The following is a 23152-nucleotide window of genomic DNA, read 5'->3' as shown; positions in this document are numbered from 1 at the left end:
CTCGAGGCTTGGAGGGCTTCATGACCACCTCAGCAGCACCCGCAGCAGATTCGAGTGCGCACACGCCAGCCGTCGCCCGCGATGCGAGCCTCGGGCCCGTCCGCAGGACGACGCCGCGAGACGGCCGCCCCAACCCGACCTCCGAATACTCCGCGCTCCTCCACACGGTGCGCGACGCCGGCCTCTTGAAGCGCCGGACAGGCTTCTACCTCGCGATGTTCTCCGGCCTCACACTCGTGCTCGCCGGCATCGGCACGGGAATGGCCCTGCTCGGCGACTCCTGGTTCCAACTCATCCTCGCCGGCGCGCTCGGCATCGTATTCACCCAGTTCGCGTTCCTCGCCCACGAGGCCTCCCATCGCCAGGTCTTCGAATCAGGCAAGGCGAACGATGTCGCCGGCCGGACGCTCGCGAACCTCTTCGTCGGCATCAGCTACTCGTGGTGGATGACGAAGCACAGCAGACACCACGGCAACCCGAACGTCCTCGGGAAGGACCCTGACATCGAACGCGACGTCGTCTCCTTCACGGGCGAGGACGCCGCGAGAGCGAAGGGCCCGTATGCGTGGTTCACGAAGCGCCAGGGCTACTTCTTCTTCCCCATCCTGATGCTCGAGGGCATCAACCTGCACCTGCACGGCTTCCGCACGGTGTTCGGCCGAGGCAAGGTCGACAAGCGGTGGCTCGAGATCTCGATGCTCGTCACCCGCATCAGCGTGTACGTCGCCATCGTGTTCCTCCTCATGCCGCTCGGCATGGCGTTCGCCTTCCTCGGAGTGCAACTGGCCGTGTTCGGCGTCTACATGGGCGCATCGTTCGCGCCCAACCACAAGGGCATGCCGCTCCTGCCGAAGGACTCGAAGGTCGACTTCCTGCGCCGCCAGGTCCTCACCTCGCGCAACATCCGCGGCGGCTGGGTCATGGACACCTTCATGGGCGGCCTGAACCATCAGGTGGAGCATCACCTCTTCCCCAACATGCCCCGGCCGAACCTCCACCGGGCGCGTCTCATCGCCAGGGAATATTGCGAGTCGCGCGATGTGACGTACACGGAGACGAGTCTGCGGGAGTCGTACGCGATCGTCATCCGCTACCTCAACCGGGTGGGGCTGTCCGCCGGCGGAGATCCGTTCGACTGCCCTTCGGCGACCGCGTTCGGGCGCTGAGCCGCGCGTTTCCGCCGGATTCCGGGCGCTGCGAAGGCGCCGGGGTCCTCGCCTGCACCGGAGCGAATCCGACAGTCTCTCGGATTCGCTCCGGCAGCTCGGCATGCCCTAAAGTACCCTTCATGACAATCATTCTCAATAAGGCGATGGTCCCCCTCATCGCCTCGGCGCTCGTCCTCACCGCGTGCTCATCGCCCGCAGCCGGCGCCCCATCCCCCACCGCTTCCGCGACCCGGATCGACAGTTGCGGCCTCCCCCTCGACGTCACCACGCCGCCGACCCGCGCCATCACGATGGACCAAGGGGCGACCGAGATGCTCCTCGCCCTCGGCCTCCACGACCGCATGATCGGCACCGCCTACCGAACCGACGTCATCGGCACCGAGTTCCAGAAGGACTACGCGACCGTCCCCGTCCTCTCCGAGCAGTACCCGACGACTGAACAGGTCCGCGAGCAGAATCCCGACCTCGTGTACTCGATGCGCTCCTCCGCGTTCGGCCCAGATGCCGCGGGGAGCCGCAAGGACCTCGTCGACCTGGGCGTCCCCGCGTACCTCTCCTCGAACGACTGCGAGGACCAGTCCCTCATCGCGCCCGCCGGCTTCGAACAGATCGGTCACGAGATCACCGACCTCGCCACGATCTTCGACGTGCCGGAGCGAGGCGCAGCCCTCGTCACGAAGCAGCAGCACGTGCTCGACGACGTTGCGAAGGCGACACCTCTTCCGAAGCAGCCGTCGATCGTCTGGCTGTACTCGACCATCAACGGCTCCCCCATCGTCGCCGGTTCGACCGGCCTCGCGAACGTCATGACGACGCTCGCCGGCGGGACCAACGCGTTCAGCGATCTGCGCAGTCAGTGGACCGAGGTGAGCTGGGACGACATCGCCCAGCGGGATCCGGACGTGCTCGTGATCGCCGATTCGACCCGCGGCATCGCCGGCGACAGCGCATCGGACAAGCTCGCCTTCCTGACGAGCGACGCCGTGACCTCCCACATGCGCGCAGTCGTGGACCACCGGATCATCGCGCTCCCGGCGACCGAACTCGACCCGTCCGTCCGCAGCATCCAGGCCCTCCGGCAGTTGTCGAAGAGCCTGCACGACTTCGCCGGACCCGCGGCATGAGCGCCGCCGATCCCGGTCTCACGGCACGGAGCAAGGAGCTCCTCGCCGCCTGGGACGCGCAGCAGGCCGCGTACATCACGAACCGTGAAGCCAGGTTCACGTTCATGCTCGACATCGTCGCCGACACGATTCCCTCCGACGGGACGATCCTCGATCTCGCGTGCGGACCGGGGTCGATCAGCGCGCGGATCCTTGAGCGATTGCCGGACGCCACATGCATCGCCGTCGACGTCGACCCGGTGCTCCTCGAACTCGGGCGGCAGGCGCTGGCTGAGCACGGCGACCGGGTGACGTTCATCGATGCCGACCTCTGGGATCGCGACTGGCTGCTGGCCCTCGACGGCCGTACCCCCGACGCCGTCCTGAGCTCCACCGCCCTGCACTGGCTTCCGGCGGACGTCCTCACGAGGGTCTACTCGGACCTCGCCACGGTGGTCCCTGAAGGCGGGATCGTCCTCAACGCCGATCATCTGCGCTTCGAGGAGGGTCGGCCGCTCTTCGAAGAGCTCAGCCGTCTCGACGACGAGCGCACGCAACGACAGGACCGCCGGAACGGTGCCCAGGACTGGGACGAATGGTGGAACGAGCTCGTCGCGGTGCCGCACTTCGCCGCGCTCGCCCCCGAACGCGAGCGCCGCTTCTCCGAGCGGCCGCCGAATCCGGAACTGAGCCTCGGTTTCCACGTCGAGTCGATGCGGATGGCCGGCTTCGCAGAGGCGGGTCCCGTGTGGCAGCACTTCGATGACTTCATCGTCCTCGCCCGTCGCTGAGTCGGAGCGATCGGCGGGTGTGCTCGACGACGCCGACGGTCTCATCGTTTCCAGCGCTCCCGTCTCGCGAGGGTCCGTCCGTGGGCGCGGTCGGACCCTCACGATCCGCGTCGTCCTGCCCCTGGTCCTGATCACAACGGTCCTCCTCGCCATCACGATCGGCGGGACGGTCACGCTCCCGCAGACGCTCACGGCCCTCGCCTCGCACCTCGGTCTGCCGGTCGCGCCGCTGCCGAAGCTGACCGACTCGATCGTCTGGGAACTCCGACTCCCCCGCGTGCTGCTCGCGGCGCTCGCGGGAGCCGGCCTCGCGTGCTGCGGCGCCGTCCTGCAGGCGATCACGAGGAACGCCCTTGCAGAGCCCTACCTGCTCGGCATCTCGTCCGGCGCGTCCACGGGCGCCGTCCTGGTCCTCGTGCTCGGCGTTGGAGCCGGCACCGTCTCGCTCGCCGGCGGAGCGCTCATCGGTGGACTCGCCGCGTTCGCCCTCGTGTTCGGCCTCCTCGGCCGCCAGTCGGCGAGCGCCGGGCGAATCGTGCTGATCGGCGTCGTGGTCGGTCAGCTCTTCACCGCACTCACCTCCCTCGTCCTCATGGCATGGGGCGACGCGGATTCGACGCGAGGGCTCACCTACTGGCTCCTCGGCTCGCTCGCCGCCGCCCGCTGGTCCTCGGTCGGGCTGTGCGCGGCGGTCGTCGTCGTCGTGGTCGCCGTCCTGGTGAGCAGGTCCTCCGCGCTCGACGCGTTCGCGTTCGGGACCGATGCGGCGTCCGCCCTCGGTGTCGACGTCGGGCGGACCCGGATCATCGTCCTCGTGTGCGCCGCCCTCGCGACCGCCGCGATCGTGACTTCGGTCGGCGCGATCGGCTTCGTGGGACTCATCGTTCCGCACGCTGCCCGGTTCCTCGTCGGCTCCTCGCATCGTCTGCTCCTCCCCGTGTCGGCGCTCGCGGGCGCGGTGTTCCTCGTCGCAGCAGACGCTGTGGGTCGCCTGCTGTTCCAACCGCAGCAGATCCCCGCCGGTGTCATCACAGCGCTGCTCGGTGTCCCGGTGTTCCTCGCGATCATGCGGAGGAGGGCCGTCGCATGAGGGCGAAGGCGATGGGACTGCGCGCAACCGGCGTGACGGTCGCTCGGGCGGGACGACGCATCGTCGACGACGTCTCGCTCGACGTCGGCGAGGGCGAGGTGCTCGGCATCGTCGGTCCGAACGGCTCCGGCAAGTCGACCCTGCTCCGTTGCCTGGCCGGGCTCCTGACACCCACCCTCGGCACGATTCGGCTCGGGGACGACGAGCTCTCGTCGATGCGTCGCCGCGATGTCGCACGACGCCTCGCCTATGTGGAGCAGTCGTCAGAGACTGACGTCGACCTTCGGGTCGAGGAGGTCGTTGGCCTCGGACGGCTCCCGTTCCGATCCAGACTCGACAGACCGTCCACCGAGGACGCCGCGCGCTGCACCGAGGCGCTCTCACGCGTCGGGCTCGACGGCTTCGGCGAGCGCCGGTGGAGCACCCTGTCCGGCGGAGAGCGGCAACGGGTGCAGCTCGCGCGGGCGTTCGCCCAGGATCCGACGATCATCCTGCTGGACGAGCCGACCAACCACCTCGACCTCCATCACCGATTCCTCCTCATGGACCTGTTGCGCGCGTCCGGGGCGACGGTGGTCGTGGTGCTGCACGACCTCGACATGGCCGCGATGCACTGCGACCGGGTGCTCGTCATGCAGAAGGGGCGCTCCGTCGGCGCGGGGCCTCCGACGGAAGTGCTGACGGAACGACTGATCGACGAGGTCTTCCGGGTGCGTGCCGTGGTCGACCGGAGTGCCGGGTCCGTCTCGCTGCGGTTCCTCGGACGGAGTCGCTGAGGGCGCGGGGCAGGCTCGCGCTCTCAGCGTTACCGATCGTCAGGGTTCGAGTCGGTCCTCGGCTCCAGCTCGGGCAGGTGCCGTCTCGTGGAGGCGAGGATGACGAAGAAGCAGACGATCGCAAGGACCACGAGCACCGAGAACAGCACGGGAGTGGTGAACGGAGGGGTGATCGCGGCGAGCAGCGCTGGCAGGACGAATCCCGAGTACGCGAGCGCATAGAACAGACCGGTGAGGCCCGCCAGATCGGTCGGTTTCGCGATGCGCTGCACTTCCAGCAACGACGACACGAGGCCGATGCCGAATCCCGCGCCGAAGACGAACGCGACGACCGCTCCCAGCACGAGCGACTGCGTCCGATCCACGACGATGGCTCCGGCGAGACCGACCACGATGATGCCGAGCCCCACGAGCATCGCGCGCGCACTCGTCGGCGAATCGAGCCGCTTCGCGAACGGCTGCACGAGGGCCGAGGTGCTGAGCATGATGACGCACAGGGCCGTCGCGTAGCCGACACCGAATCCCGCACTCGGTCCGTCGAGGAGCACCGGCAGGTAGCCGTAGCCGATCGCGGCGGCGGCGAACAGCCATGGCGCCATGACCGCGACGACCCGGACGAATCGCTTGTGACCTGCCGCCGGGATCCGGAACTGCTCACGCAGCGGCCCGCGGACACCACCCGTGAGACTCGTCTCCGGCACCCGTGCGATCAGCCACAGGAACGGGATCGTCAGGGCGATGTTCACGACGAACGGGAGCACTTCACCGAATGGCGTGAGCTGAGCAACGCCTCCCGCAACGAGCGCACCCGTCGCCGAACCGATCGTGAAGGCGAGCGATGCGCGCCTCGCCCCGGCGCCGACATCGCCGCTCGTGTCGTACGGCGCACTGGAGACCTCTTTCATCCAGCTGGTTCCGACGGCCATCGCGATGCCGACTGCAACGCCTGCGAGGAGCCTGCCGAGGTAGAGCGGACCGGCGCCGAACACCCCGAACCCCAGGGCGGCGCTGGCGGCGATCGTCACGAACACGCCGATGAACATGACCGGCTTGCGTCCGTACCGGTCGGACAGCGCACCGGCCAGCAGCAGGCTCGGAGCGAGCCCGAGGACGTAGATGCCGAGGAATGCGTTCACGACGAGCGAGGAGTAGTGGTCCTCCGCCTTGTAGAGCAGCAGGAGCGGCGTGAACTGGTTGCCACTCCAGGACATCATGAAGATCAGTCCGAACAGGGCGACCCAGGGACGGGGTGCTCGATGTGACGCGTCGTTGCGAAGTGGTCGGTCGCCGCTCACAGGGCGCCGCGATGGCGTTCGAGATGCGTTGTGAGGACCGCCTCGAATCCGGCGAGGTCGGCGGCGACGAGTCGGTCGAGGAGCTGCCGGTGGTCGTCGAGCGCCGCGGGCAACCGGTCGGGGCGCATGCGGAGCAGCTGACTACGCATGCGTTGCTGGCGATCCCTGAGCAGGCCCCAGAGGTGCACGGCGATCCCGTTGCCACTCGCGGCGACGACACCGGAGTGGAACTCGTCGTCCGCGTCGACGAACTCGTCGACGTCGTCCGCTTCGAGCGCGGCCTGCTGCCGTTCGAGCAGGAGGTGCAGGCGCGCGGCGACCTCCGGAGCCGGACCGCCGGCTCTGATCAGGCGGTCGGCGGCAGCGCGTTCGATGGCTTCCCGCATCTCGAGCACGTCCTCCCCCTCGCTCGGCGACATCGGGGCGACGACGGCTCCCTTGCGCGAGGACAGGACGAGCAGGTGCTCGGCCGCGAGGCGCAGGAACGCCTCATGGACGGGCGTCCTGCTGATGCCGAGCTCGTCGCAGATCTGTCCCTCACTGACGAGCTCACCGCCCGGGAGCACACCGCGGATGATCTGAGCCTTGGTGAAGAGGTAGGCGCGTTCAGCGCTGGAAACGGTCGGAGCATCGGTCACCACAACAGTCTACGCTCTTGCATGCAACGATGCGTGCATAACGGGACGTCCTGTCGCCGACCGGCCACCGACCACCCGTCCCCCTTGCCCGGTCCCCGCCGACCCGCGAGAGTGGAGCCATGACCGATGGATACGCAGCAGCCCACGTCCGCGCAGCAGAAGCGGCGCTCATCGCCGCGGGTGAACCGCTCATGCAACGCGCCGCCGCCGGACTCGCCTCGGTGCTCGAAGAACTCCTCGCCGCCCGCCTGGCGGACCCGGATCTCGCAGCCGACGGCCCAGGCAGCGTCCTCCTCCTCGTCGGCTCCGGCGACAACGGCGGTGACGCGCTCTTCGCCGGAGCGGCACTCGCAGCCTCCGGCGTGGACGTCGCGATCGCCCGGACGAGCACCCTCGTGCACCAGGACGGCCTGCAAGCGGCCCTCGCGGCAGGAGCCCGTCAGCTCGGCGAGGCGCCGACGCCGACCGACGACGCCGTGGCTGCGGCCAAGGACGCAGACCTCATCGTGGACGGCATCGTCGGCACGGGCGCGAGCATCGACCCGACGCTCCGGGGCGCGGCCCTCGAGCTGGTCCAAGCACTGCTCCCGGTGGTGCAGTCGCATCGCGGCCCGACCGTCGTCGCCGTCGACCTGCCGAGCGGGATCGATGCCGACGAGGGCACCGTCCCCGACGGATCGGTCCTCCCCGCGGAAGTGACCGTCACCTTCGGCGCGGTGAAGGCCGGCCTCCTCATCCCGCCTGCCTCCGCGTACGCCGGCGACCTCCGGTTCGTCGACATCGGGCTGCTTCCCGAGCTCGACGGCGTCGAACCGCTCGTGACCGTCGCACGCGAGGTCTAGTCGGCCCAGCCCCGAGGGCTAGTCCGTCAGGACCCGTCCGCCAGCGCGTGCCCGGCGAGCGCGCCGAGTGCACGGAGTCCGTCGCGCGACAGGACGGATTCGAGATGTCCCTGCACTGACGCGAGGTTCCTCCCCCGCATCGCGAACACGTCCCCGGACGTCGGGTCAGCCGCGAGTTCGACCGGTTCGTCGTGGACGGAGACGTCGCCCGCACGCGCCGTGAAGGTGTTGTAGAACCCGATGAGCGAGGGCTCGCCGAACAGGTCGAGCTGCAATTGCACGCCCTGACGCGGAGCATCGAGTCGGACGATCGGCAGCCCCAGGTGCAGCGCGAGCACCTGGTGGCTGAGGCACACGGCGAGGAGCGCGGCGCCCGATGCGAGCCGGGCGGCCACGATCTCGTGCATCCGTCGGATCCGCGGTTCGGTGAGATCCGTGGGGTCGCCCGGTCCAGGACCGGCGACGAGCAGATCGGCCTCCGGGTGCTCCGTCTCGGTCGTCGACCAGTGCTCCACGTGCACCGTCATGCCGAAGTGACGGAGCTGGTGCGCGAGCATCGCCGTGAACTCGTCTTCAGCATCGACGATCACCGCGGTCCGTCCAGCGAGACGGTCGTCGGACGCCGGATGCTGCGGTTGCAGCCAGAACGATGCGAGCCGCTCATTGCGTCCGCGCAGGGCCGCCTCCACGCCGTCCTGCGATGCGAGGTCGATCGTCTCGCCTGCGACCTTGGGCTCGATGACGCCGAGGGCCGTGAGGACGCCGGACGCCTTGGCGGCCGTCTCGGCGACCTCGGAGACCGGATCGGAGTGCCGGACGAGCGTCGCACCGGCCGGGACCCGAACGGCGCCACGGTCGTCCACGTACGCCGTGCGGATGAGGATGGGGGCGTCGAGCGAGTACGCGCCGTCGATCGAGGGCGTGAAGCGGGCGAGCACGCCGGAGTAGTAGCCGCGCGGGCCACGCTCGTGACGCGTGATGACCGAGCACGCGTTCTGCATGGGCGAGCCGGTGACCGTCGGCGCGAACATCGTGAGTCGGAGCACCTCGCGCACGTCCAGGTCGCTCGTCCCGGCCAGGAGGTACTCGGTGTGCGTCAGCCGGGACATCTGTGCAAGGAACGGGCCGACGATGCGCCCACCAGACGAGCACACCCGACTCATCATCTTCATCTCCTCGTCGACCACCATGAAGAGCTCCTCGGTCTCCTTGGCGTCGGCGAGGAAAGCGCGGAAGGCATCCGCCGTGACGCCGCTCGCCGGGTGACGATAGGTGCCGCTGATCGGGTTCATCGTCACGGTGCGGTCGCCCGTCGCGCCGTCGACGTCGACGCCGACGTGCCGTTCCGGCGTCGCGCCCGCCATCGAGACCCCGGGGGTGTGCACCGCGAACGTCCAGTACGCACCCGTCTCGCCCACGAGGAGCGCACGCAACCACGCCAGCACCACCTGGGCGGCCGGAACCCCGGTCGTGGCGCGGTACTCGCGTCGGATCACGAAGTTGGCGCCCTCGCCGCGGCCGATCTCGTCCTCGATGACCCGACGGACGATCTCGGCGTACTCCTCGTCATCGACGTCGAATCCGCCGCCATCGAGCGGTACGCGCACGTCGGGGAGTGCCGCGATCACGTCGTCGACGGCGAGCTCCTCCCGTTCCGTAACCACGAGGCAGCGGAGCGGGGCGTCGTCGTCGATCGCCTCGAACCCGCGTTCGCGGACCTGGCGGAACGGGACGATCGCGAGCACCTCGGGTCGCTCGGCGTCACCATCGGCGCCGAGCGGGATGTCACGGAGCAGGTCGACGTCGACGACGTCGCCCGTGAGGACGTCGACCGTGGGGCTCCCCTGCCGTCGGATGACGGCGAACGGGGTCTCCGGAGCGGCGCGGAGCAGGCGGTGCAGCAGCGTTGGCATGGCGGGTCCTCGGTGATGGGACCGTCCGTGCAGGGCACCGGACGCGAAAACGACCACCCTGCAGGGCGGTCGTTTCGTCGTGTGGGTACGAGCGATGTCCGCCTAAGAGGCGGGCCACCAGCTTCGAACGCACGGGGTTTGCATGGCGATGATCCTACACGGGCGACGGCCTCACGTGCACGCGGATGGCGTTTTATCGTCCTCCGCGACCCTGTGATGAACCTTGGGAAGCTCAGGGAATCCTCATAGCGTCGGCCTTCTGCTCACGTAGACTGATCCCACCCGCGGGAGTGGTGGAATTGGCAGACACGCAGGATTTAGGTTCCTGTGCTTTCGAGCGTGAGGGTTCAAGTCCCTTCTCCCGTACGTGAGCGGCACCGTTCACCGTTTGTCGCGGACGCCTGACCTCCAGCAGGCTGCTGCCGGCCGAAGAACCGATACTCCGACCGACCCGACCTTCACGGCCCACCCTCGGGCCACGAGAACTTCAGGAGCACCAGCCCATGGTCCATACCGCACTCATCCCGTGGCTCGACCCGGAGGGCATCATCACGTCCGTCGGGCCGTGGGCGCTCGTCGTCGTCTGCGCGATCGTCTTCGCAGAGACGGGCCTCCTCGTCGGCTTCCTCCTCCCCGGCGACACCCTGCTCGTCATCACCGGACTCCTCACCTTCGGTCCGGCGGCGATCATCCACATCGACATCTGGTGGGTCTGTCTCGCGATCGGGTTCGCGGCGTTCCTCGGTGGCGAGGTCGGCTATCTGATCGGACACAAGCTCGGGCCGAAGGTCTTCGAGAAGAAGGAGTCCGGGCTCTTCAGCATCAAGAACGTCGAACGCACGAACTCGTTCTTCGAGCGATTCGGCGCCCTCGCCGTCATCCTGGCCCGCTTCGTCCCGATCGTGCGCACCTTCGCGCCGGTCGCCGCCGGCATCGGCCACATGAACTACAAGAAGTACTCGCTGTACAACCTCATCGGTGCGCTCATCTGGGGCGCGGGTCTCACCTACTTCGGCTACCTCCTCGGATACATCCCGCCGGTCGCGACGTTCGTGCAGAACTACATCGACGTCATCCTCATCGGCGCCGTCGTCGTCACCCTCATCCCCACCGTGTGGCACTACATCCAGTCCACACGCAAGGCCAAGCAGCTGCAGGACTCCGTCACCGACGAGGAGCGCGCAGCTGCGGCGGCCCGTCTCGCGAACGAGGACGTCTTCGGCAAGCGCGAAGGCACCGAGTCGTAGCAGCCCGTCCCACGCACCGGATCCTCCGCGTTCAGCCCTGCTGAGTGCGGAGGATCCGTGCGTTAAGCGTGGTGGGTGTCCTCGTGCGCCGCATGCTCTTCCGGCTCCAACTGGAAGGTCGAGTGCTCCACGTCGAAGTGGTCGTGGAGGCAGGAGCCGAGGCGGTCCAGGAGTTCACCGGTGCCGCCGCGCTCGAACACCTCGCGCTTGACGACGACGTGCGCCGAGAACACCGGGTGCCCGGAGGTGATCTGCCAGACGTGGACGTCGTGCACGGCCACGACGCCGTCGGTGCCGGTGAGGTGGTCCCGGATCTCCTGCACGTTCGTGTCGGCGGGGGCGGATTCGCTCAGCACGCGCACGACGTCGCGGAGCAGGGACAGGGCGCGCGGCACGATCATCGCTGCGATGGCCAGCGACGCGATCGCGTCCGCCTGAACGAAGCCCGTCGTCATGATGACGACTGCCGCGATGATGACGGCGATGGAGCCGAGCATGTCGCCGAGGACTTCGAGGTAGGCGCCGCGCATGTTGATCGAGGTGCCCCGGCCGCCGCTCAGGACGACGAGCGCACACACGTTCGCGATGAGGCCGATGATGGCCACGATGAGCATGGGGAGGCTCTGCACCTCACCCTCCGCGGGGGTGATCAGCCGCGAGACGCCTTCGATGAGCACGGAGATCGCCACGGCCACGAGGATGAGGCCGTTGATCAGCGCACCGAAGACCTCGGCTCGCTGATACCCGAACGTCTGACGGTCGGTGGCGGGCCTGGCCGCGACGATCGTCGCGACGAGCGCGATGATGAGGCCGGTCAGGTCGGACAGCATGTGGCCGGCATCGGCGAGGAGCGAGAGCGAACCGCTGATCCAGGCGCCGATGACTTCGACGATGAGCACCGTCCCGATGATCGCGATGGCGATCGTCAATCGGGTGCGGTTCGCGGAGTTGGTGTGGGAGTGATCGTGTGCCATGTCCCTCTCACCGTACGAGGATCGTCCGGGGCGCGCCAGAGGGTCGGGCAAGATAGGAATGATGCGCATGATCAACAAGGATCCGCATCCGCTCCCCACCCCGAATCCCCCAGGAGGAATCACGGCATGCGCGTTCTCGGAATGATCTCCGGCACGTCCCACGACGGCATCGATGCGGCGATCGTCGACTTCGATCTGATCGACGGGCGGTTGACGGGAACGGTCGAGTTCACCGACAGCACGCCGTACCCGGACGAGCTCCGTTCACGGCTCGTCGCGGCGCTCCCTCCTGCTCCGACGACCTTCGCAGAGGTGTGCGAGCTCGACACCCTCATCGGCCAGGCGTTCGCCGGCGCCCCGGCCGACGCGATCGCCGCCGCGGGGGACGTCGACCTCGTCGTCACCCACGGCCAGACCGTCTTCCACTGGGTCGCCGGCGGCCACGCGCTCGGCACGCTGCAGATCGGCCAGCCGGCCTGGATCGCGGAGCGCACGGGCGCACCCGTGCTGTCCGACGTGCGGATCCGCGACATCACGGCGGGCGGCCACGGAGCTCCGCTCATCTCGTACATGGACGAGCTCCTCCTCGCCGACGTCGAGGGCACTCCGGCCGCGCTCAACCTGGGCGGCATCTCGAACATCACGATCGTCTCGCCCGACCGCGGGCTGTCGGCGTACGACATCGGCCCCGCGAACGCGCTCATCGACTCCGTCATCGTCTCGACGGGCGCGAACAGCCTCGGGTACGACGAGGACGGCCGCATCGCCGCTTCCGGCACGATCGACGACACCCTGCTCGCCGTGCTGCTCGCCGACCCCTACTACGCCATCCAGGCGCCCAAGAGCACGGGCAAGGAGCACTTCCACGGCAGCTACATCGACGACGCGATCGCCGAGGCCGGAACAGCCCCGGAACCCGCCGACCTCATCGCGACCCTCACGGAGCTCACCGTGCGGACGGTCGCTGCCGATGTGGCCGCTGCGGGCGTCACGACCCTCGTCGTCTCGGGCGGCGGGTGCCGCAACCCGGTCCTCCTCGGCGGCCTGCGCGCAGCACTTCCCGAGGTCGACGTCGTCCTGTCGGATTCCTTCGGAGCCCCGGCGGACGACAAGGAGGCGATCGCGTTCGCGCTCATCGGCTGGTGCTCCGCGCACGGCCTCGCCGGAACGACGATCGCCGGGACGGGCGCACGGGAACCCCGGATCCTCGGCACGTTCACGCCGGGTGCCGGACCGCTGTCCCTCCCCACGCCCCTGACGGAGCAGCCCCGTTCGCTCGCATTGCAGTCACGCGTCGCGGCGCACTAGCGGCTGAACGACGACGACGCTGAGCCGATCCCGCGGGATCCGGTTCAGCGTCGTCGTCGCGCCGTCGTTGCGTCGTCCTGGCGTCCTCGCGTCGTCGAGATGAGTCCGCGGAGGACCGGTACGAGTCGTTCGAAGGCCAGCGCACGATGGCTGACCTCGTTCTTCTCCTCCGGCGAGAGTTCCGCGGCCGTGCGGGTGTCACCCGCCGGCACGAAGATCGGGTCGTAGCCGAATCCGTCGGCGCCGCGCGGTCCCGTCGCGAGCTCGCCGCGCCACTCGCCGACGGCGACGTGCTCGAGGCCGGGATCCCCAGGCACCACGAGTGCGATGTGGCAGGAGAACATCGCGCCACGGTGCTCGGCGTGGACGTCGGTCAGCTGGTCGAGCAGGAGCGCGAGGTTGGCTGCAGCATCGTGCTGTGAACCCGCCCAGCGCGCGGAGAAGATGCCGGGGGCGCCACCGAGGATGTCGACGCTCAGTCCGGAATCGTCCGCGAGGGCGATCTTGCCGGTGTGGGCCGCCGCGACGCGCGCCTTGATGAACGCGTTCTCGGTGAACGTCGTGCCGTCCTCGACCGGCTCGGGACCGTCATAGGCCACGACGTGGATCCCGGGCACGTCCCGCGACAGGAGGCGCTGGAACTCCTCGACCTTGTGCTGGTTGTGCGTGGCGAGGACGACTTCGAGTGTCATCGGAGGCCGAGCGCCGTCTGCTGGATGGTCGCCAGAGTCGCTGCGCCGCCGACGGCGAGGTCGAGCAGGGAGTCGAGCTCGGCGCGGTCGAACGGCGCGCCCTCGGCCGTTCCCTGCACCTCCACGAAGTGCCCGCGACCGGTCACGACGACATTCATGTCGGTCTCCGCGCGGACGTCCTCGACATATGCCAGGTCGAGCATGGGCACGCCGTCGATGATGCCGACGGACACCGCGGAGACGCTGTCGGTGAGCGGCGTCGCCTTCTGGGCGATGAACTTCTGCGTGCGGGCCCACTCGATCGCGTCGGCCAGGGCGACGTACGCACCCGTGATCGCAGCGGTGCGAGTGCCGCCGTCCGCCTGGAGGACGTCGCAGTCGATCACGATCGTGTTCTCACCGAGGGCCTTCGTGTCGATGACGGCGCGGAGGCTCCGTCCGACGAGCCGTGAGATCTCGTGGGTGCGACCGCCGATGCGGCCCTTGACCGACTCGCGGTCCATGCGCTCGTTGGTCGAGCGGGGCAGCATCGAGTACTCGGCCGTGACCCAGCCGGTGCCCTTGCCCTTCAGCCAGCGGGGCACGCCGTTCGTGAACGATGCCGTGCACAGCACCTTCGTGCGACCGTAGGAGATGAGCGCCGACCCCTCGGCCTGCTCGCTCCATCCGCGTTCGATCGTGATCTCGCGCAGTTGTTCGTTGGTACGGCCGTCGGCGCGCAGGGTGTCGGACATGGTCACTCCTCAGTGATGGTGGATGGCAGATCGATGACGCCCGTCTGGACGAGCGAGACGGCTTGGATCTCGCGGCCCATGAGACGGTTGGCGAGTGTGATGAACTCCTCGGCGCTCGTCCCCGTCGCCTCGTAGCTGTACGAGGGAGAGAGCGGCGAGGTGCGGAGCAGGTCACGGGTCACGAGCGTGCGGTACACGTCGTTCGCCGTCTCGGAGTCGCTCGACACGAGCGAGACGTCCGGCCCCAGCACGTAGCTGATGGCGCCCTTCAGGAACGGATAGTGCGTGCAGCCGAGGACGACGGTGTCGACGCCCGCGTGGCGCAACGGCGCGAGGTACTCCTCGGCGGAGGCGAGCAGTTCGCTGCCGGTCGTGACGCCGGCTTCGACGAATTCGACGAATCTCGGGCAGGCCTGGCCGTACACCGTGAGGTCCGGGTGCACCTCGAACATGTCCTGGTACGCGCGGGAGTTGATGGTTCCGACCGTTCCGATGACGCCGATGCGACCGTTGCGCGTACTCCGGATCGCCGCGCGCACGGCGGGCTGGATCACTTCGATCACCGGGACGGAGTACCGCTCCCGGGCATCGCGCAGCATCGCGGCAGAAGCCGTGTTGCACGCGATCACCAGCATCTTGACGCCCTGGTCGACGAGCGTGTCGAGGACCTCAAGCGAGTAGCGCCGCACGTCCGCGATGGGTTTCGGACCGTACGGCGAGTGCGCCGTGTCACCGATGTAGATGATGGACTCTCCGGGCAGCTGATTGCTGATCGCGCGTGCCACGGTGAGGCCGCCGACGCCGGAGTCGAAGATGCCGATGGGTGCGTCGTTCACGATGTCCAAGCCTACCCTCGCGAGCGCCGCGACCCGATTCCTTCCGGACCGCTGGACGCCCGCCGCCGTCCCGGCGATAGGCTGACGGGGTGCACGAGTCTTCAGCTCTCCTCACCGACCGATACGAACTCACGATGCTCGACGCCGCGTTGGCGCGCGGCACGGCGGATCGCGAGTGCCTCTTCGAGCTCTTCGCGAGGCGATTGTCCGGCGGACGCCGCTACGGCGTCGTCGCCGGTACCGGCCGCTTCCTCGAACTTCTCCAGCGGTTCCGGTTCGGCGACGCCGAACTCGACTGGCTGCGTGAGGAGCAGGTCGTGAGCGCGGCGGCGCTCGATTGGCTCGCCGACTACCGCTTCTCCGGCTCGATCTGGGGTTACCAGGAGGGCGAGGTCTTCTTCCCGGGCTCCCCCATCCTCGTCGTCGAGGGCACCTTCGCCGAAGCCGTCATCCTCGAGACCCTCGCGCTCAGCGTGTTCAACTACGACTCCGCCGTCGCGACCGCCGCAGCCCGGATGACCTCGGCTGCCGGAACCAGGCCACTCGCCGAGATGGGATCCCGCCGGACGGGCGAGCGCTCGGCCGTGGCCGCCGCGCGCGCCGCGTTCATCGCCGGGTTCAGCGCCACCTCGAACCTCGAAGCCGGACGCACGTGGGGCATCCCCACGATGGGCACCGCCGCGCACTCCTTCACACTCCTCCACGACACCGAGGCGGACGCCTTCCGCGCCCAGATCGATTCGATGGGCGCCGGGACGACGCTGCTCGTGGACACCTACGACATCGACGCGGCGGTGCGCCTCGGCGTGGAGATCGCGGGAACGGAACTCGGAGCCGTCCGCATCGACTCCGGCGACCTGCCGACGGTCGTCGCGGAGGTACGGGCGCTCCTCGACTCGCTCGGCGCAGTGAACACGAAGATCACGGTCACGAACGACCTCGACGAACACGCCGTCGCGGCCCTCGCCGCCTCGCCCGTCGACTCCTACGGCGTCGGCACGTCGGTCGTCACGGGTTCCGGCTCCCCCGCGATGGGCATGGTCTACAAGCTCGTCGCCCACCGCGGCGACGACGGCGAGTGGGTGAGCGTTGCCAAGAAGTCTGCCGAGAAGGCGACCGTCGGCGGCCGGAAGAGCGCGGCTCGCGCCTACGACCGGCACGGCGTGGCCCGCGAGGAGCGCGTCTACCTCGGCGACGGCCCGGGCGGTGCCGTCGAGGCTGCAGCCGATGGAGCGACCGAGCGTCGGCTCGTCGTCCCGCTCGTCGAGGGCGGCGAGATCGACGAACGCTATCTCGGACGCGCCGGGACGCTCCTCGCACGTGAGCACCGTGCCGCTTCAGTGGCCGAACTGCCGCCACGCGCGGTGAGCCTCACCCGCGGCGACCCCGTCATCCCCACGGTCTACCTCGAGGCCTGACCCACACGAAACCTCCGTTCTCGTGCAAGACGTGCCCTCGAAACGGGTCACATTGCACGAAAACGGAGGTTTCGCGGTGTCGGGAGGGGTGCGTCAGTCGCGGAGGAGCTTCTCGTAGATCTCCTTGCACTGCGGGCAGACCGGGAACTTCTCGGGATCGCGCCCCGGCGTCCACTTCTTGCCGCAGAGAGCCTTCACTGGCTTGCCGCTGAGCGCGGACTCGAGGATCTTCTCCTTCTTCACGTAGTGGGAGAAACGCTCGTGGTCGCCGGGTTCGATGCTCTCGTTCTCGAGCAGCTCCTGCAGTTCACGGTCCAGCGTGGCCGTGCCGCCGCCGTCCGGAATCGAGCCTGGATCGCTGATGCTCATGCTGTGCTCCACCATTCCTCCATGGTACCGCCGGTCGGACGGACCCGTCCCGTGCGTGCGTGCGATGTCGAGCCGCGTCAGTGCGCGGTCGCGAAGCCCACGATCTCGGGGCTGCGGCGGTCGAAGACGCGTCCGCCGGCGAGCACTCCCGCGACGAGCACGATGAGTCCGATGCCGACGCCCGCGACGAGCGATGCCATGTGCCAGTTCGGGTTCCCGGCGAGTCCGAGACCCGCGAAGATGCCCGCCGGGATCGTCAGGACGAGGGAGCCGAGCAGGCTGAACGACTGCACCGCGGCTCCGGTCGCTCCGGACGACTGCGGCTGCAGGAACGCGCTGTCGCCGGGAAGGCTCGTCGGGTACGGGAACATCGCCGAGGTGAAGCTGGAGATGCCGACACCGCTCAGGAGCAGACACGTGCTCACGCCGATCATGGCGGGCAGTGCGTCCCAGTCCCCGAAGAAGAGGATGCTCACGGTCGAACCGATGATCACGAGCGGGATGCCGACGAGCAGCACGGGGAACAGCCGGCCGATGCGGTCCGCCGTTCCCTTCACGCCTGACGCCACGTGCAACCAGATGGCCGTCGAGTCCGAGGAGAGGTCGTTGTGGATGGCCCAGCCGAGGAAGATGCACATGACGGGCAACGGCAGCAGGGCCAGGACGTTGCCTGGCACTCCCGCGAAGCTCAGTGGCACGAGCATCAGGAACGGCGCGATCGGAATCATGATGAGCGGCACGAGGTAGCGCGAGTCGCGCAGCCAGTAGGTCATGCTGCGAGCGGCGATGACGCCTGCGGGACGACCCGGCAGGAGGTCGAACCAGCCGAGGCCGCCGTACTCCTTGGCCTGGCCCGCGCGCTCGGGGGTGACGAGCATCTTTGCGACGATCCACTCCCAGAGCAGCCAGAGGAGGCCGAGGGTGACGAGGACGAGCAGCAGTTTCACGACGGCGGCGCCGACGTCGCCGAGCGCGGCATCGCCCGGGAAGGACCAGACGGCGCCGAGCGGCGTCCAGCTGAGGATGTCGGCCACCCGCGCGCCGACGGCGAACCCGTCGCGCTGCCAGTCGACCGTAGCGAGGGCAACGATGGCAGGGCTCACGGCGACGATGAGGACGAGGCCGATGACGCCCATGACCTCTTTGGCGCGCCTGGTGGCGAGCAGGCTGGCGGCGATGGACGTCGTCACCCTGGCGAGCAGCACGCAGGTCGCCACCGCGAGGACCGCCGACAGGATGGCGAACACCACGGGCAGTGCGCCACGCGACCAGGTCACGACCGTCGTCACGCTCAGGACGGCGAGCACGATCGAGGGGACGCCGATGAGCGCAGCGGCGAAGAGACCGGCCGCGAGCGTGCGGTTCTTCATGCCGAAGAGCGAGAACGACCGCGGATCGAGCTGATCGTCGACGCCGAACACGAGCGGCAGCAGGATGAAGCCGAGCACGACGAGCGAGCCGGCGAGCACCACGATGTTCCGCGCGATCTCCGGCTCGACGAGGCGGAGGGCGACGAGGCCGGTACCTGCCAGCACGATGACCCACAGGCCGCCGAGGACGGCGAGGACGAGGCCGACGACCTGCCACGCACTCCGGCGGAACGTGTTCAGCGTGAGCTGCAGTTTCAGTCGGAGAAGCTGTGCAACCATTCCATTCCCTCTGCCGACTTGCGGCCTCCGGCGAGTTCGACGAATCGCTCTTCGAGCGTTCCCGACCCACGGACGTCGTCGACCGATCCTGCAGCGAGGACCTTGCCCTGGACGATGATGGCGACGTGATCGCACACGCGTTGGATGAAGTCCATCCCGTGGCTCGACAGCACGACCGTGCCGCCGTTGTCCACGTACTTCTGGAGGATCTCGATGACGTTCGCGGCCGACACGGGGTCGACCGATTCGAACGGCTCGTCGAGGATCAGGAGGCGGGGCGAGTGGATGAGCGCCGCGGCGAGGGCGATCTTCTTCGTCATGCCGGCCGAGTAGTCGGTCACGAGACGGCCGAGGGCGTCGTCGAGGCCGAACGCGGTGGCGAGGTCTGCCGTGCGGGACCGGACGGTGGCCGGGTCGAGTCCGCGGAGCACACCGGAGTAGTACAGGAGCTGGTTGCCGGTGAGGCGGTCGAAGAGTCGCAGGCGGTCGGGCAGGACGCCGATGGACCGCTTCGCGATCTCGGGCTCCTGCCAGACGTCGACGCCCTGGACGGTGATCGTTCCGGCGTCCGGGCGCAGCAGGCCTGTGACCATCGAGAGCGTGGTCGTCTTGCCTGCGCCGTTCGGGCCGACGATGCCGTAGAAGGATCCGCGGTGCACTTCGAGGTCGATGCCGTCGACCGCGCGCGTCTCGCCGAACTGCTTGATCAGGCCGGTCATCGAGAGGACGACGGGATTGGCCTCAGACGCCGTGTCCGGCTTCGTCGTGGTCGCCGGGGATGCGGCGGGGGCCGACTTCGGCGCTGCGGTCGGGCGTGCGGGGCGGCGTGCGGGCTTGCTCGCAGTGGCTGGCGCGGTGGTCGTGTCCGCCGCTTCCGCGTCGGCCTTCGTCGATTCGGGTACAGCGGGGGCAGCGGGAGCGGCAGGAGTCTCGACGGGAGCGGCCGATGCGGAAGACGATGCCGACGTCACCTCGGCGACGGGAGCGTCCTCGACGCGGGGAACCTCCTCGGCCGGCGCGGCGGTCGAGGGCGAGACCGTCGTCTCCGGCGCCGCGGTCGCACTGAGGGACGTCTCGGCGGCCGCCTTCTCTGCCTCGGGTGCACGCACCTCGTCCAGGACTCCGGCGTTGGCCGCTGCGACGTCCTGCTTCTTCGCGGCAGTGGTGCGCGGTGCGGCCGGGCGCCTGGCGGGCGTGCGGGAGGCCGTGGATTTGGTGGCTCCGGTACCGGGGACGCCCGTGGCCGTGGACTTCGTCGCCGTGGTGCGGGTCGTCGTGGTCTTGGCTCGCGACGCGGCGGTGCCTGATCGCGCCGCAGTGCTCTTCGCCGCAGTGGTGCGGGCCGCAGGCTTCGTGGCAGGTGTCTCGGGGGCGCCTTCACCCTCGGTGGCGGGCTTCGCCGCCGCACGACTGCGAGTCGTCGAGCTCTTGGTGGCCGGAGTCTTCGCCGCCGTCGTCCGGGTGCTCGTCCGCGCGGTCGTCGGCTTCGCCGCCGTCGTCTTCGAGGCGGCCGTCGTGCGAGCCGCAGGGCGCTTCGCCGGGGTCTTCGGCGCAGCCTGATCGTCCGGAACGCCCTCGGCAGGGGTCTCCGACGGGCCTGTCGAGGCTGGTGTCGCACGCGGAGAACGCGGACTCGTCGGCTTCTTGTCAGTTGGGTCTGGCGGAGTCGCGGAAGTCACCGATCAAACCTACCAAGAAGCAGCGTCGAAGCCGACAGAAGTGACCCAGGATGGCGAAACCCAAGCTGTGTAAACGCCGGGTGCTCGATCACAAAAGGACAACGGACGCCCAGAACTCAGGACAGGCACACCGCGCCCCGGCTAGTTTAGACACTGGCATAACGGAGTGTCTTTCTACATACGTCTTGGTTAATCCGCGGTGAACTCTCCACAGCATGGTGGCTCCGCGTGATTCCATTCATTCAAGAGGAGAACATCGTGACCACCCAGGTAGTGATCCTTGCCGCCGGCATGGGCAGCCGTCTCGGCCGCTCGCTCCCCAAGCCCCTCACCGAGCTGAACGACGGCCGCACCATCATGCAGCAGCAGTTCGACAACATCCACCACGCGTTCGGTTCGAGCGCCAAGGTCACGATCGTCGTCGGCTACAAGCTCGAGCACATCATCGAAGCCTTCCCGGAAGCATCGTTCGTCTACAACGAGCAGTACGACCAGACCAACACGTCCAAGAGCCTCATGCGCGCCCTCGCTGCGTCGCAGGCCGGCGGCGTGCTCTGGATGAACGGCGACGTCGTCTTCGACCCCGCCGTCCTCGACCGCGCGGCGGCCATGATCGCCAAGGACCAGTCCTTCGTCACCGTCAACACCTCGAAGGTCTCGGACGAAGAGGTCAAGTACACGACGAGCGCCGAGGGCTACATCAAGGAACTCTCGAAGACCGTCGTGGGCGGCCTCGGCGAAGCCGTCGGCATCAACTACATCTCGTCCGCGGACAAGGCGATGCTGCACCGCTACCTCACCAAGGTCGGCGACCAGGACTACTTCGAGCGCGGCATCGAGCTCGCGATCGCCAACGAGGGCATGCTCGTCGAGCCCGTCGACATCTCGGATCTGTACGCCGTCGAGGTCGACTTCGCCGAGGACCTCGTCCGCGCGAACCTGTTCGTCTGATCGGTCCTCGCTTCCCCTCAGCGGGTCACGGGCCGCGAGCGGCCGTGTTTGCGATTATGTTTATCCCGTGAGTTCATCTGCCGACGTGCGCCCCCGGATGTCGCCGGCGAAACGCTACCGCCACGCCCTGTGGCTCCTGACGGTTCGAGACCTGCGGGTCCGATACTCCACGAGCGCCCTCGGCTACGTGTGGTCGATCCTGGATCCGCTCCTCATGAGCGGCATCTACTGGTTCGTCTTCACGCAGGTGTTCAAGCGCGACGTCGGCGAGGAACCGTACATCGTGTTCCTCCTGGCGGCGCTCCTGCCCTGGATGTGGTTCAACGGGGCCGTCTCGGACAGCACCCGCGCGTTCATCCGTGAGGCGAAGCTCGTCCGGTCGACGACGATCCCCCGCACCATCTGGGTGAATCGGATCGTCCTCTCCAAGGGCATCGAGTTCGTCGCGGCCCTTCCCGTGCTCGCGCTCTTCGCCATCATCGGCGGAGCGCACGTCACACTCAACATCTTCCTGTTCCCCGTGGCGATCCTCATGCAGATCGTGCTGACGATGGGGGTCGGCCTGCTCGTCGCCCCGCTCGTGGTGTTCTTCCGCGACCTGGAGCGGGCCGTCAAGCTCCTTCTGCGCTTCCTGTTCTACGCATCGCCCATCATCTACAGCGCGAGGGATCTGCCGAGCGGCTTCCACGTCATCGGCGCGTTCAACCCGCTGTCCGGCATCTTCAGCCTGTACCGATCGGCGTTCTTCACGCAGGAGCTCAACTGGGGTCTCGTGGGGGTTTCGGCCGGCATGTGCGTCCTGATCTTCTGCATCGGGCTCACCGTGTTCCGTCGTTGCGAGCGTTCCGTGCTGAAGGAGATCTGATGTCGACGAAGACGGAGACGACGGCCATTCGCGTGGACGGGGTCGGCATCCGATTCCGGCGCAACCGCGGAGGCAGGCGGAGCTTCAAGGACCTCCTGTCCTCGCGGGACCGCCGTTCGCGGCCGGGCGAGTTCTGGCCGCTGCGCAACGTGTCCTTCCACGTCGAGGCCGGCGAGGCCATCGGCGTGGTCGGACGGAACGGCCAGGGCAAGTCAACACTCCTCAAGCTCGTGGCCGGCGTGGTCCTGCCCGATGAGGGAACGGTCAAGGTCAACGCGGGCGTCGCTCCCCTGATCGAGATCACCGGTGGGTTCGTCAACGACCTGACCGTCCGCGACAACGTGTATCTGACGGCCGGCCTCCACGGCATGTCGAAGCGCCAGATCGATGACCGTTTCGACGAGATCATCGACTTCGCGGAGATCGGCGACTTCATCGACACGCCGTACAAGCACCTGTCGAGCGGTATGAAGGTGCGGATCGCGTTCTCGGTCATCGCACAGCTCGAAGAGCCCGTCATCCTCGTCGACGAGGTGCTCGCCGTCGGTGACCGCGCGTTCCGTGAGAAGTGCTACCGACGCATCGAACAGATGCTGGAAGGCGGACGGACGCTCTTCTTCGTCTCCCACAACGAGAAGGACCTGCGCCGCTTCTGCACGCGCGGCCTGTACCTCGACAAGGGCGCCCTCGTCCTCGACGCGTCGATCGGCGAGGTGCTCGACCGCTACAACGCCGACTACAACAGCTGATCCCGGGTGCGCCGGCCGATGGACGCCACGACGGCTGATCACGGCGTCTTCCAGGCAACCCGGA

General features: G+C 68.3%; 22 protein-coding genes and 1 tRNA gene. 13 read left to right on the top strand and 10 right to left on the bottom strand.

All coding sequences use genetic code 11. From position 1 onward, the window contains the following. Nucleotides 1-20: 20 nt before the first annotated feature. The 5 genes from ACQ3HB_RS12320 to ACQ3HB_RS12300 all read left to right on the top strand — a co-directional run bounded on the left by ACQ3HB_RS12320 (nt 21) and on the right by ACQ3HB_RS12300 (nt 4929). On the top strand, nt 21-1166 hold the full coding sequence (locus ACQ3HB_RS12320; protein ID WP_430920352.1) for a fatty acid desaturase family protein: 1146 nt from the start codon (nt 21-23) through the stop codon (nt 1164-1166). Nucleotides 1167-1288: 122 nt separating this feature from the next. Beyond that, nucleotides 1289-2293: an ABC transporter substrate-binding protein gene (locus ACQ3HB_RS12315; protein WP_430920351.1), complete on the top strand. Its 1005-nt coding sequence runs from the start codon at nt 1289-1291 to the stop codon at nt 2291-2293. Further along, the gene (locus ACQ3HB_RS12310; protein ID WP_430920350.1) at nt 2290-3063 is read left to right on the top strand and encodes a class I SAM-dependent methyltransferase; all 774 of its coding nucleotides are present in this window, start codon (nt 2290-2292) and stop codon (nt 3061-3063) included. Before ACQ3HB_RS12315 ends, ACQ3HB_RS12310 begins: the two co-directional genes overlap by 4 nt. Further along, nucleotides 3035-4153, top strand: coding sequence for a FecCD family ABC transporter permease (locus ACQ3HB_RS12305; protein WP_430920349.1), 1119 nt, complete (start codon nt 3035-3037; stop codon nt 4151-4153). The genes ACQ3HB_RS12310 and ACQ3HB_RS12305 overlap by 29 nt, the downstream gene beginning before the upstream one ends. Further along, on the top strand, nt 4150-4929 hold the full coding sequence (locus ACQ3HB_RS12300; RefSeq protein ID WP_430920348.1) for an ABC transporter ATP-binding protein: 780 nt from the start codon (nt 4150-4152) through the stop codon (nt 4927-4929). The genes ACQ3HB_RS12305 and ACQ3HB_RS12300 overlap by 4 nt, the downstream gene beginning before the upstream one ends. Nucleotides 4930-4958: 29 nt before the next feature. On the opposite strand, the gene ACQ3HB_RS12295 is transcribed toward ACQ3HB_RS12300, so the two are convergent. Together ACQ3HB_RS12295 and ACQ3HB_RS12290 are read right to left on the bottom strand one after the other, a co-directional pair. Further along, nucleotides 4959-6224, bottom strand: a complete 1266-nt coding sequence (locus tag ACQ3HB_RS12295; RefSeq protein WP_430920347.1) for an MFS transporter — start codon at nt 6222-6224, stop codon at nt 4959-4961. Then, complete coding sequence (locus ACQ3HB_RS12290) at nt 6221-6862, bottom strand: GntR family transcriptional regulator (protein WP_430920346.1); 642 nt, start codon at nt 6860-6862, stop codon at nt 6221-6223. The genes ACQ3HB_RS12295 and ACQ3HB_RS12290 overlap by 4 nt, the downstream gene beginning before the upstream one ends. Nucleotides 6863-6981: 119 nt before the next feature. Here ACQ3HB_RS12290 and ACQ3HB_RS12285 point away from each other — a divergent pair, with 119 nt between their 5' ends. Next, nucleotides 6982-7704: an NAD(P)H-hydrate epimerase gene (locus tag ACQ3HB_RS12285; RefSeq protein ID WP_430920345.1), complete on the top strand. Its 723-nt coding sequence runs from the start codon at nt 6982-6984 to the stop codon at nt 7702-7704. A gap of 26 nt (nt 7705-7730) precedes the next feature. On the opposite strand, the gene ACQ3HB_RS12280 is transcribed toward ACQ3HB_RS12285, so the two are convergent. Beyond that, nucleotides 7731-9617 (bottom strand): anthranilate synthase family protein, encoded by a 1887-nt coding sequence (locus ACQ3HB_RS12280; protein ID WP_430920344.1) that lies wholly within the window; start codon nt 9615-9617, stop codon nt 7731-7733. 284 nt (nt 9618-9901) lie between these two features. On the opposite strand from ACQ3HB_RS12280, the gene ACQ3HB_RS12275 reads away from it, so the two are divergent. Next, nucleotides 9902-9983 (top strand) — tRNA-Leu (locus ACQ3HB_RS12275). 137 nt (nt 9984-10120) lie between these two features. After that, the gene (locus tag ACQ3HB_RS12270) at nt 10121-10864 is read left to right on the top strand and encodes a DedA family protein (protein WP_430920343.1); all 744 of its coding nucleotides are present in this window, start codon (nt 10121-10123) and stop codon (nt 10862-10864) included. A gap of 62 nt (nt 10865-10926) precedes the next feature. Here ACQ3HB_RS12270 and ACQ3HB_RS12265 read toward each other — a convergent pair whose 3' ends face one another. Next, nucleotides 10927-11838 (bottom strand): cation diffusion facilitator family transporter, encoded by a 912-nt coding sequence (locus ACQ3HB_RS12265; protein WP_430920342.1) that lies wholly within the window; start codon nt 11836-11838, stop codon nt 10927-10929. A 126-nt stretch (nt 11839-11964) separates the two neighbouring features. Between ACQ3HB_RS12265 and ACQ3HB_RS12260 the strand changes: the two genes are divergently transcribed. Next, nucleotides 11965-13146 carry an anhydro-N-acetylmuramic acid kinase gene (locus ACQ3HB_RS12260; protein ID WP_430920341.1) on the top strand — a complete coding sequence of 394 codons (1182 nt, stop codon included), beginning with the start codon at nt 11965-11967 and terminating at the stop codon, nt 13144-13146. A 44-nt stretch (nt 13147-13190) separates the two neighbouring features. Here the strand turns inward: ACQ3HB_RS12260 and rdgB are convergent, their stop codons facing one another. From rdgB to murI, 3 genes are read right to left on the bottom strand one after another with little or no spacing between them, the layout of a single operon-like run. Beyond that, nucleotides 13191-13838 (bottom strand): RdgB/HAM1 family non-canonical purine NTP pyrophosphatase, encoded by a 648-nt coding sequence (gene rdgB / locus ACQ3HB_RS12255; RefSeq protein WP_430920340.1) that lies wholly within the window; start codon nt 13836-13838, stop codon nt 13191-13193. Further along, a complete protein-coding gene (rph, locus tag ACQ3HB_RS12250) occupies nt 13835-14572 on the bottom strand; it encodes a ribonuclease PH (protein WP_430920339.1) in 738 nt (245 codons plus the stop codon). Before rph ends, rdgB begins: the two co-directional genes overlap by 4 nt. A 2-nt stretch (nt 14573-14574) precedes the next feature. Next, nucleotides 14575-15408, bottom strand: a complete 834-nt coding sequence (murI, locus tag ACQ3HB_RS12245; protein WP_430920338.1) for a glutamate racemase — start codon at nt 15406-15408, stop codon at nt 14575-14577. 89 nt (nt 15409-15497) lie between these two features. Between murI and ACQ3HB_RS12240 the strand changes: the two genes are divergently transcribed. Next, the gene (locus tag ACQ3HB_RS12240) at nt 15498-16826 is read left to right on the top strand and encodes a nicotinate phosphoribosyltransferase (RefSeq protein WP_430920337.1); all 1329 of its coding nucleotides are present in this window, start codon (nt 15498-15500) and stop codon (nt 16824-16826) included. A 93-nt stretch (nt 16827-16919) separates the two neighbouring features. Here the strand turns inward: ACQ3HB_RS12240 and ACQ3HB_RS12235 are convergent, their stop codons facing one another. The 3 genes from ACQ3HB_RS12235 to ACQ3HB_RS12225 all read right to left on the bottom strand — a co-directional run bounded on the left by ACQ3HB_RS12235 (nt 16920) and on the right by ACQ3HB_RS12225 (nt 20523). Next, complete coding sequence (locus tag ACQ3HB_RS12235; protein WP_430920336.1) at nt 16920-17195, bottom strand: DUF3039 domain-containing protein; 276 nt, start codon at nt 17193-17195, stop codon at nt 16920-16922. A 77-nt stretch (nt 17196-17272) separates the two neighbouring features. After that, nucleotides 17273-18844, bottom strand: coding sequence for a hypothetical protein (locus ACQ3HB_RS12230; RefSeq protein ID WP_430920335.1), 1572 nt, complete (start codon nt 18842-18844; stop codon nt 17273-17275). Continuing rightward, complete coding sequence (locus ACQ3HB_RS12225; protein ID WP_430920334.1) at nt 18820-20523, bottom strand: ABC transporter ATP-binding protein; 1704 nt, start codon at nt 20521-20523, stop codon at nt 18820-18822. The genes ACQ3HB_RS12230 and ACQ3HB_RS12225 overlap by 25 nt, the downstream gene beginning before the upstream one ends. A gap of 258 nt (nt 20524-20781) precedes the next feature. Here ACQ3HB_RS12225 and ACQ3HB_RS12220 point away from each other — a divergent pair, with 258 nt between their 5' ends. The 3 genes from ACQ3HB_RS12220 (at nt 20782) to ACQ3HB_RS12210 (ending at nt 23088) form a co-directional block, all read left to right on the top strand. Next, nucleotides 20782-21474 carry a phosphocholine cytidylyltransferase family protein gene (locus ACQ3HB_RS12220; RefSeq protein WP_430920333.1) on the top strand — a complete coding sequence of 231 codons (693 nt, stop codon included), beginning with the start codon at nt 20782-20784 and terminating at the stop codon, nt 21472-21474. Between the two features lie 97 nt (nt 21475-21571). Beyond that, nucleotides 21572-22339 (top strand): ABC transporter permease, encoded by a 768-nt coding sequence (locus ACQ3HB_RS12215; protein ID WP_430920509.1) that lies wholly within the window; start codon nt 21572-21574, stop codon nt 22337-22339. Beyond that, nucleotides 22339-23088: an ABC transporter ATP-binding protein gene (locus ACQ3HB_RS12210; protein ID WP_430920332.1), complete on the top strand. Its 750-nt coding sequence runs from the start codon at nt 22339-22341 to the stop codon at nt 23086-23088. Before ACQ3HB_RS12215 ends, ACQ3HB_RS12210 begins: the two co-directional genes overlap by 1 nt. The last annotated feature ends 64 nt before the right edge of the window (nt 23089-23152 follow it).

The sequence above is a fragment of the Plantibacter lichenum genome, assembly GCF_050587525.1.
GTDB lineage: Bacteria > Actinomycetota > Actinomycetes > Actinomycetales > Microbacteriaceae > Plantibacter.
This window is presented reverse-complemented; position numbering and strand designations above follow the sequence as displayed.

Bases quoted from the DNA above. Each gene is read 5' to 3' on its own strand.
- ACQ3HB_RS12320 (WP_430920352.1), top strand. From the start codon at position 21: ATGACCACCTCAGCAGCACCCGCAGCAGATTCGAGTGCGCACACGCCA.
- ACQ3HB_RS12315 (WP_430920351.1), top strand. From the start codon at position 1,289: ATGACAATCATTCTCAATAAGGCGATGGTCCCCCTCATCGCCTCGGCG.
- ACQ3HB_RS12310 (WP_430920350.1), top strand. From the start codon at position 2,290: ATGAGCGCCGCCGATCCCGGTCTCACGGCACGGAGCAAGGAGCTCCTC.
- ACQ3HB_RS12305 (WP_430920349.1), top strand. From the start codon at position 3,035: ATGACTTCATCGTCCTCGCCCGTCGCTGAGTCGGAGCGATCGGCGGGT.
- ACQ3HB_RS12300 (WP_430920348.1), top strand. From the start codon at position 4,150: ATGAGGGCGAAGGCGATGGGACTGCGCGCAACCGGCGTGACGGTCGCT.
- ACQ3HB_RS12285 (WP_430920345.1), top strand. From the start codon at position 6,982: ATGACCGATGGATACGCAGCAGCCCACGTCCGCGCAGCAGAAGCGGCG.
- ACQ3HB_RS12280 (WP_430920344.1), bottom strand. From the start codon at position 9,617: ATGCCAACGCTGCTGCACCGCCTGCTCCGCGCCGCTCCGGAGACCCCG.
- ACQ3HB_RS12270 (WP_430920343.1), top strand. From the start codon at position 10,121: ATGGTCCATACCGCACTCATCCCGTGGCTCGACCCGGAGGGCATCATC.
- ACQ3HB_RS12265 (WP_430920342.1), bottom strand. From the start codon at position 11,838: ATGGCACACGATCACTCCCACACCAACTCCGCGAACCGCACCCGATTG.
- ACQ3HB_RS12260 (WP_430920341.1), top strand. From the start codon at position 11,965: ATGCGCGTTCTCGGAATGATCTCCGGCACGTCCCACGACGGCATCGAT.
- rdgB (WP_430920340.1), bottom strand. From the start codon at position 13,838: ATGACACTCGAAGTCGTCCTCGCCACGCACAACCAGCACAAGGTCGAG.
- rph (WP_430920339.1), bottom strand. From the start codon at position 14,572: ATGTCCGACACCCTGCGCGCCGACGGCCGTACCAACGAACAACTGCGC.
- ACQ3HB_RS12235 (WP_430920336.1), bottom strand. From the start codon at position 17,195: ATGAGCATCAGCGATCCAGGCTCGATTCCGGACGGCGGCGGCACGGCC.
- ACQ3HB_RS12230 (WP_430920335.1), bottom strand. From the start codon at position 18,844: ATGGTTGCACAGCTTCTCCGACTGAAACTGCAGCTCACGCTGAACACG.
- ACQ3HB_RS12215 (WP_430920509.1), top strand. From the start codon at position 21,572: ATGTCGCCGGCGAAACGCTACCGCCACGCCCTGTGGCTCCTGACGGTT.
- ACQ3HB_RS12210 (WP_430920332.1), top strand. From the start codon at position 22,339: ATGTCGACGAAGACGGAGACGACGGCCATTCGCGTGGACGGGGTCGGC.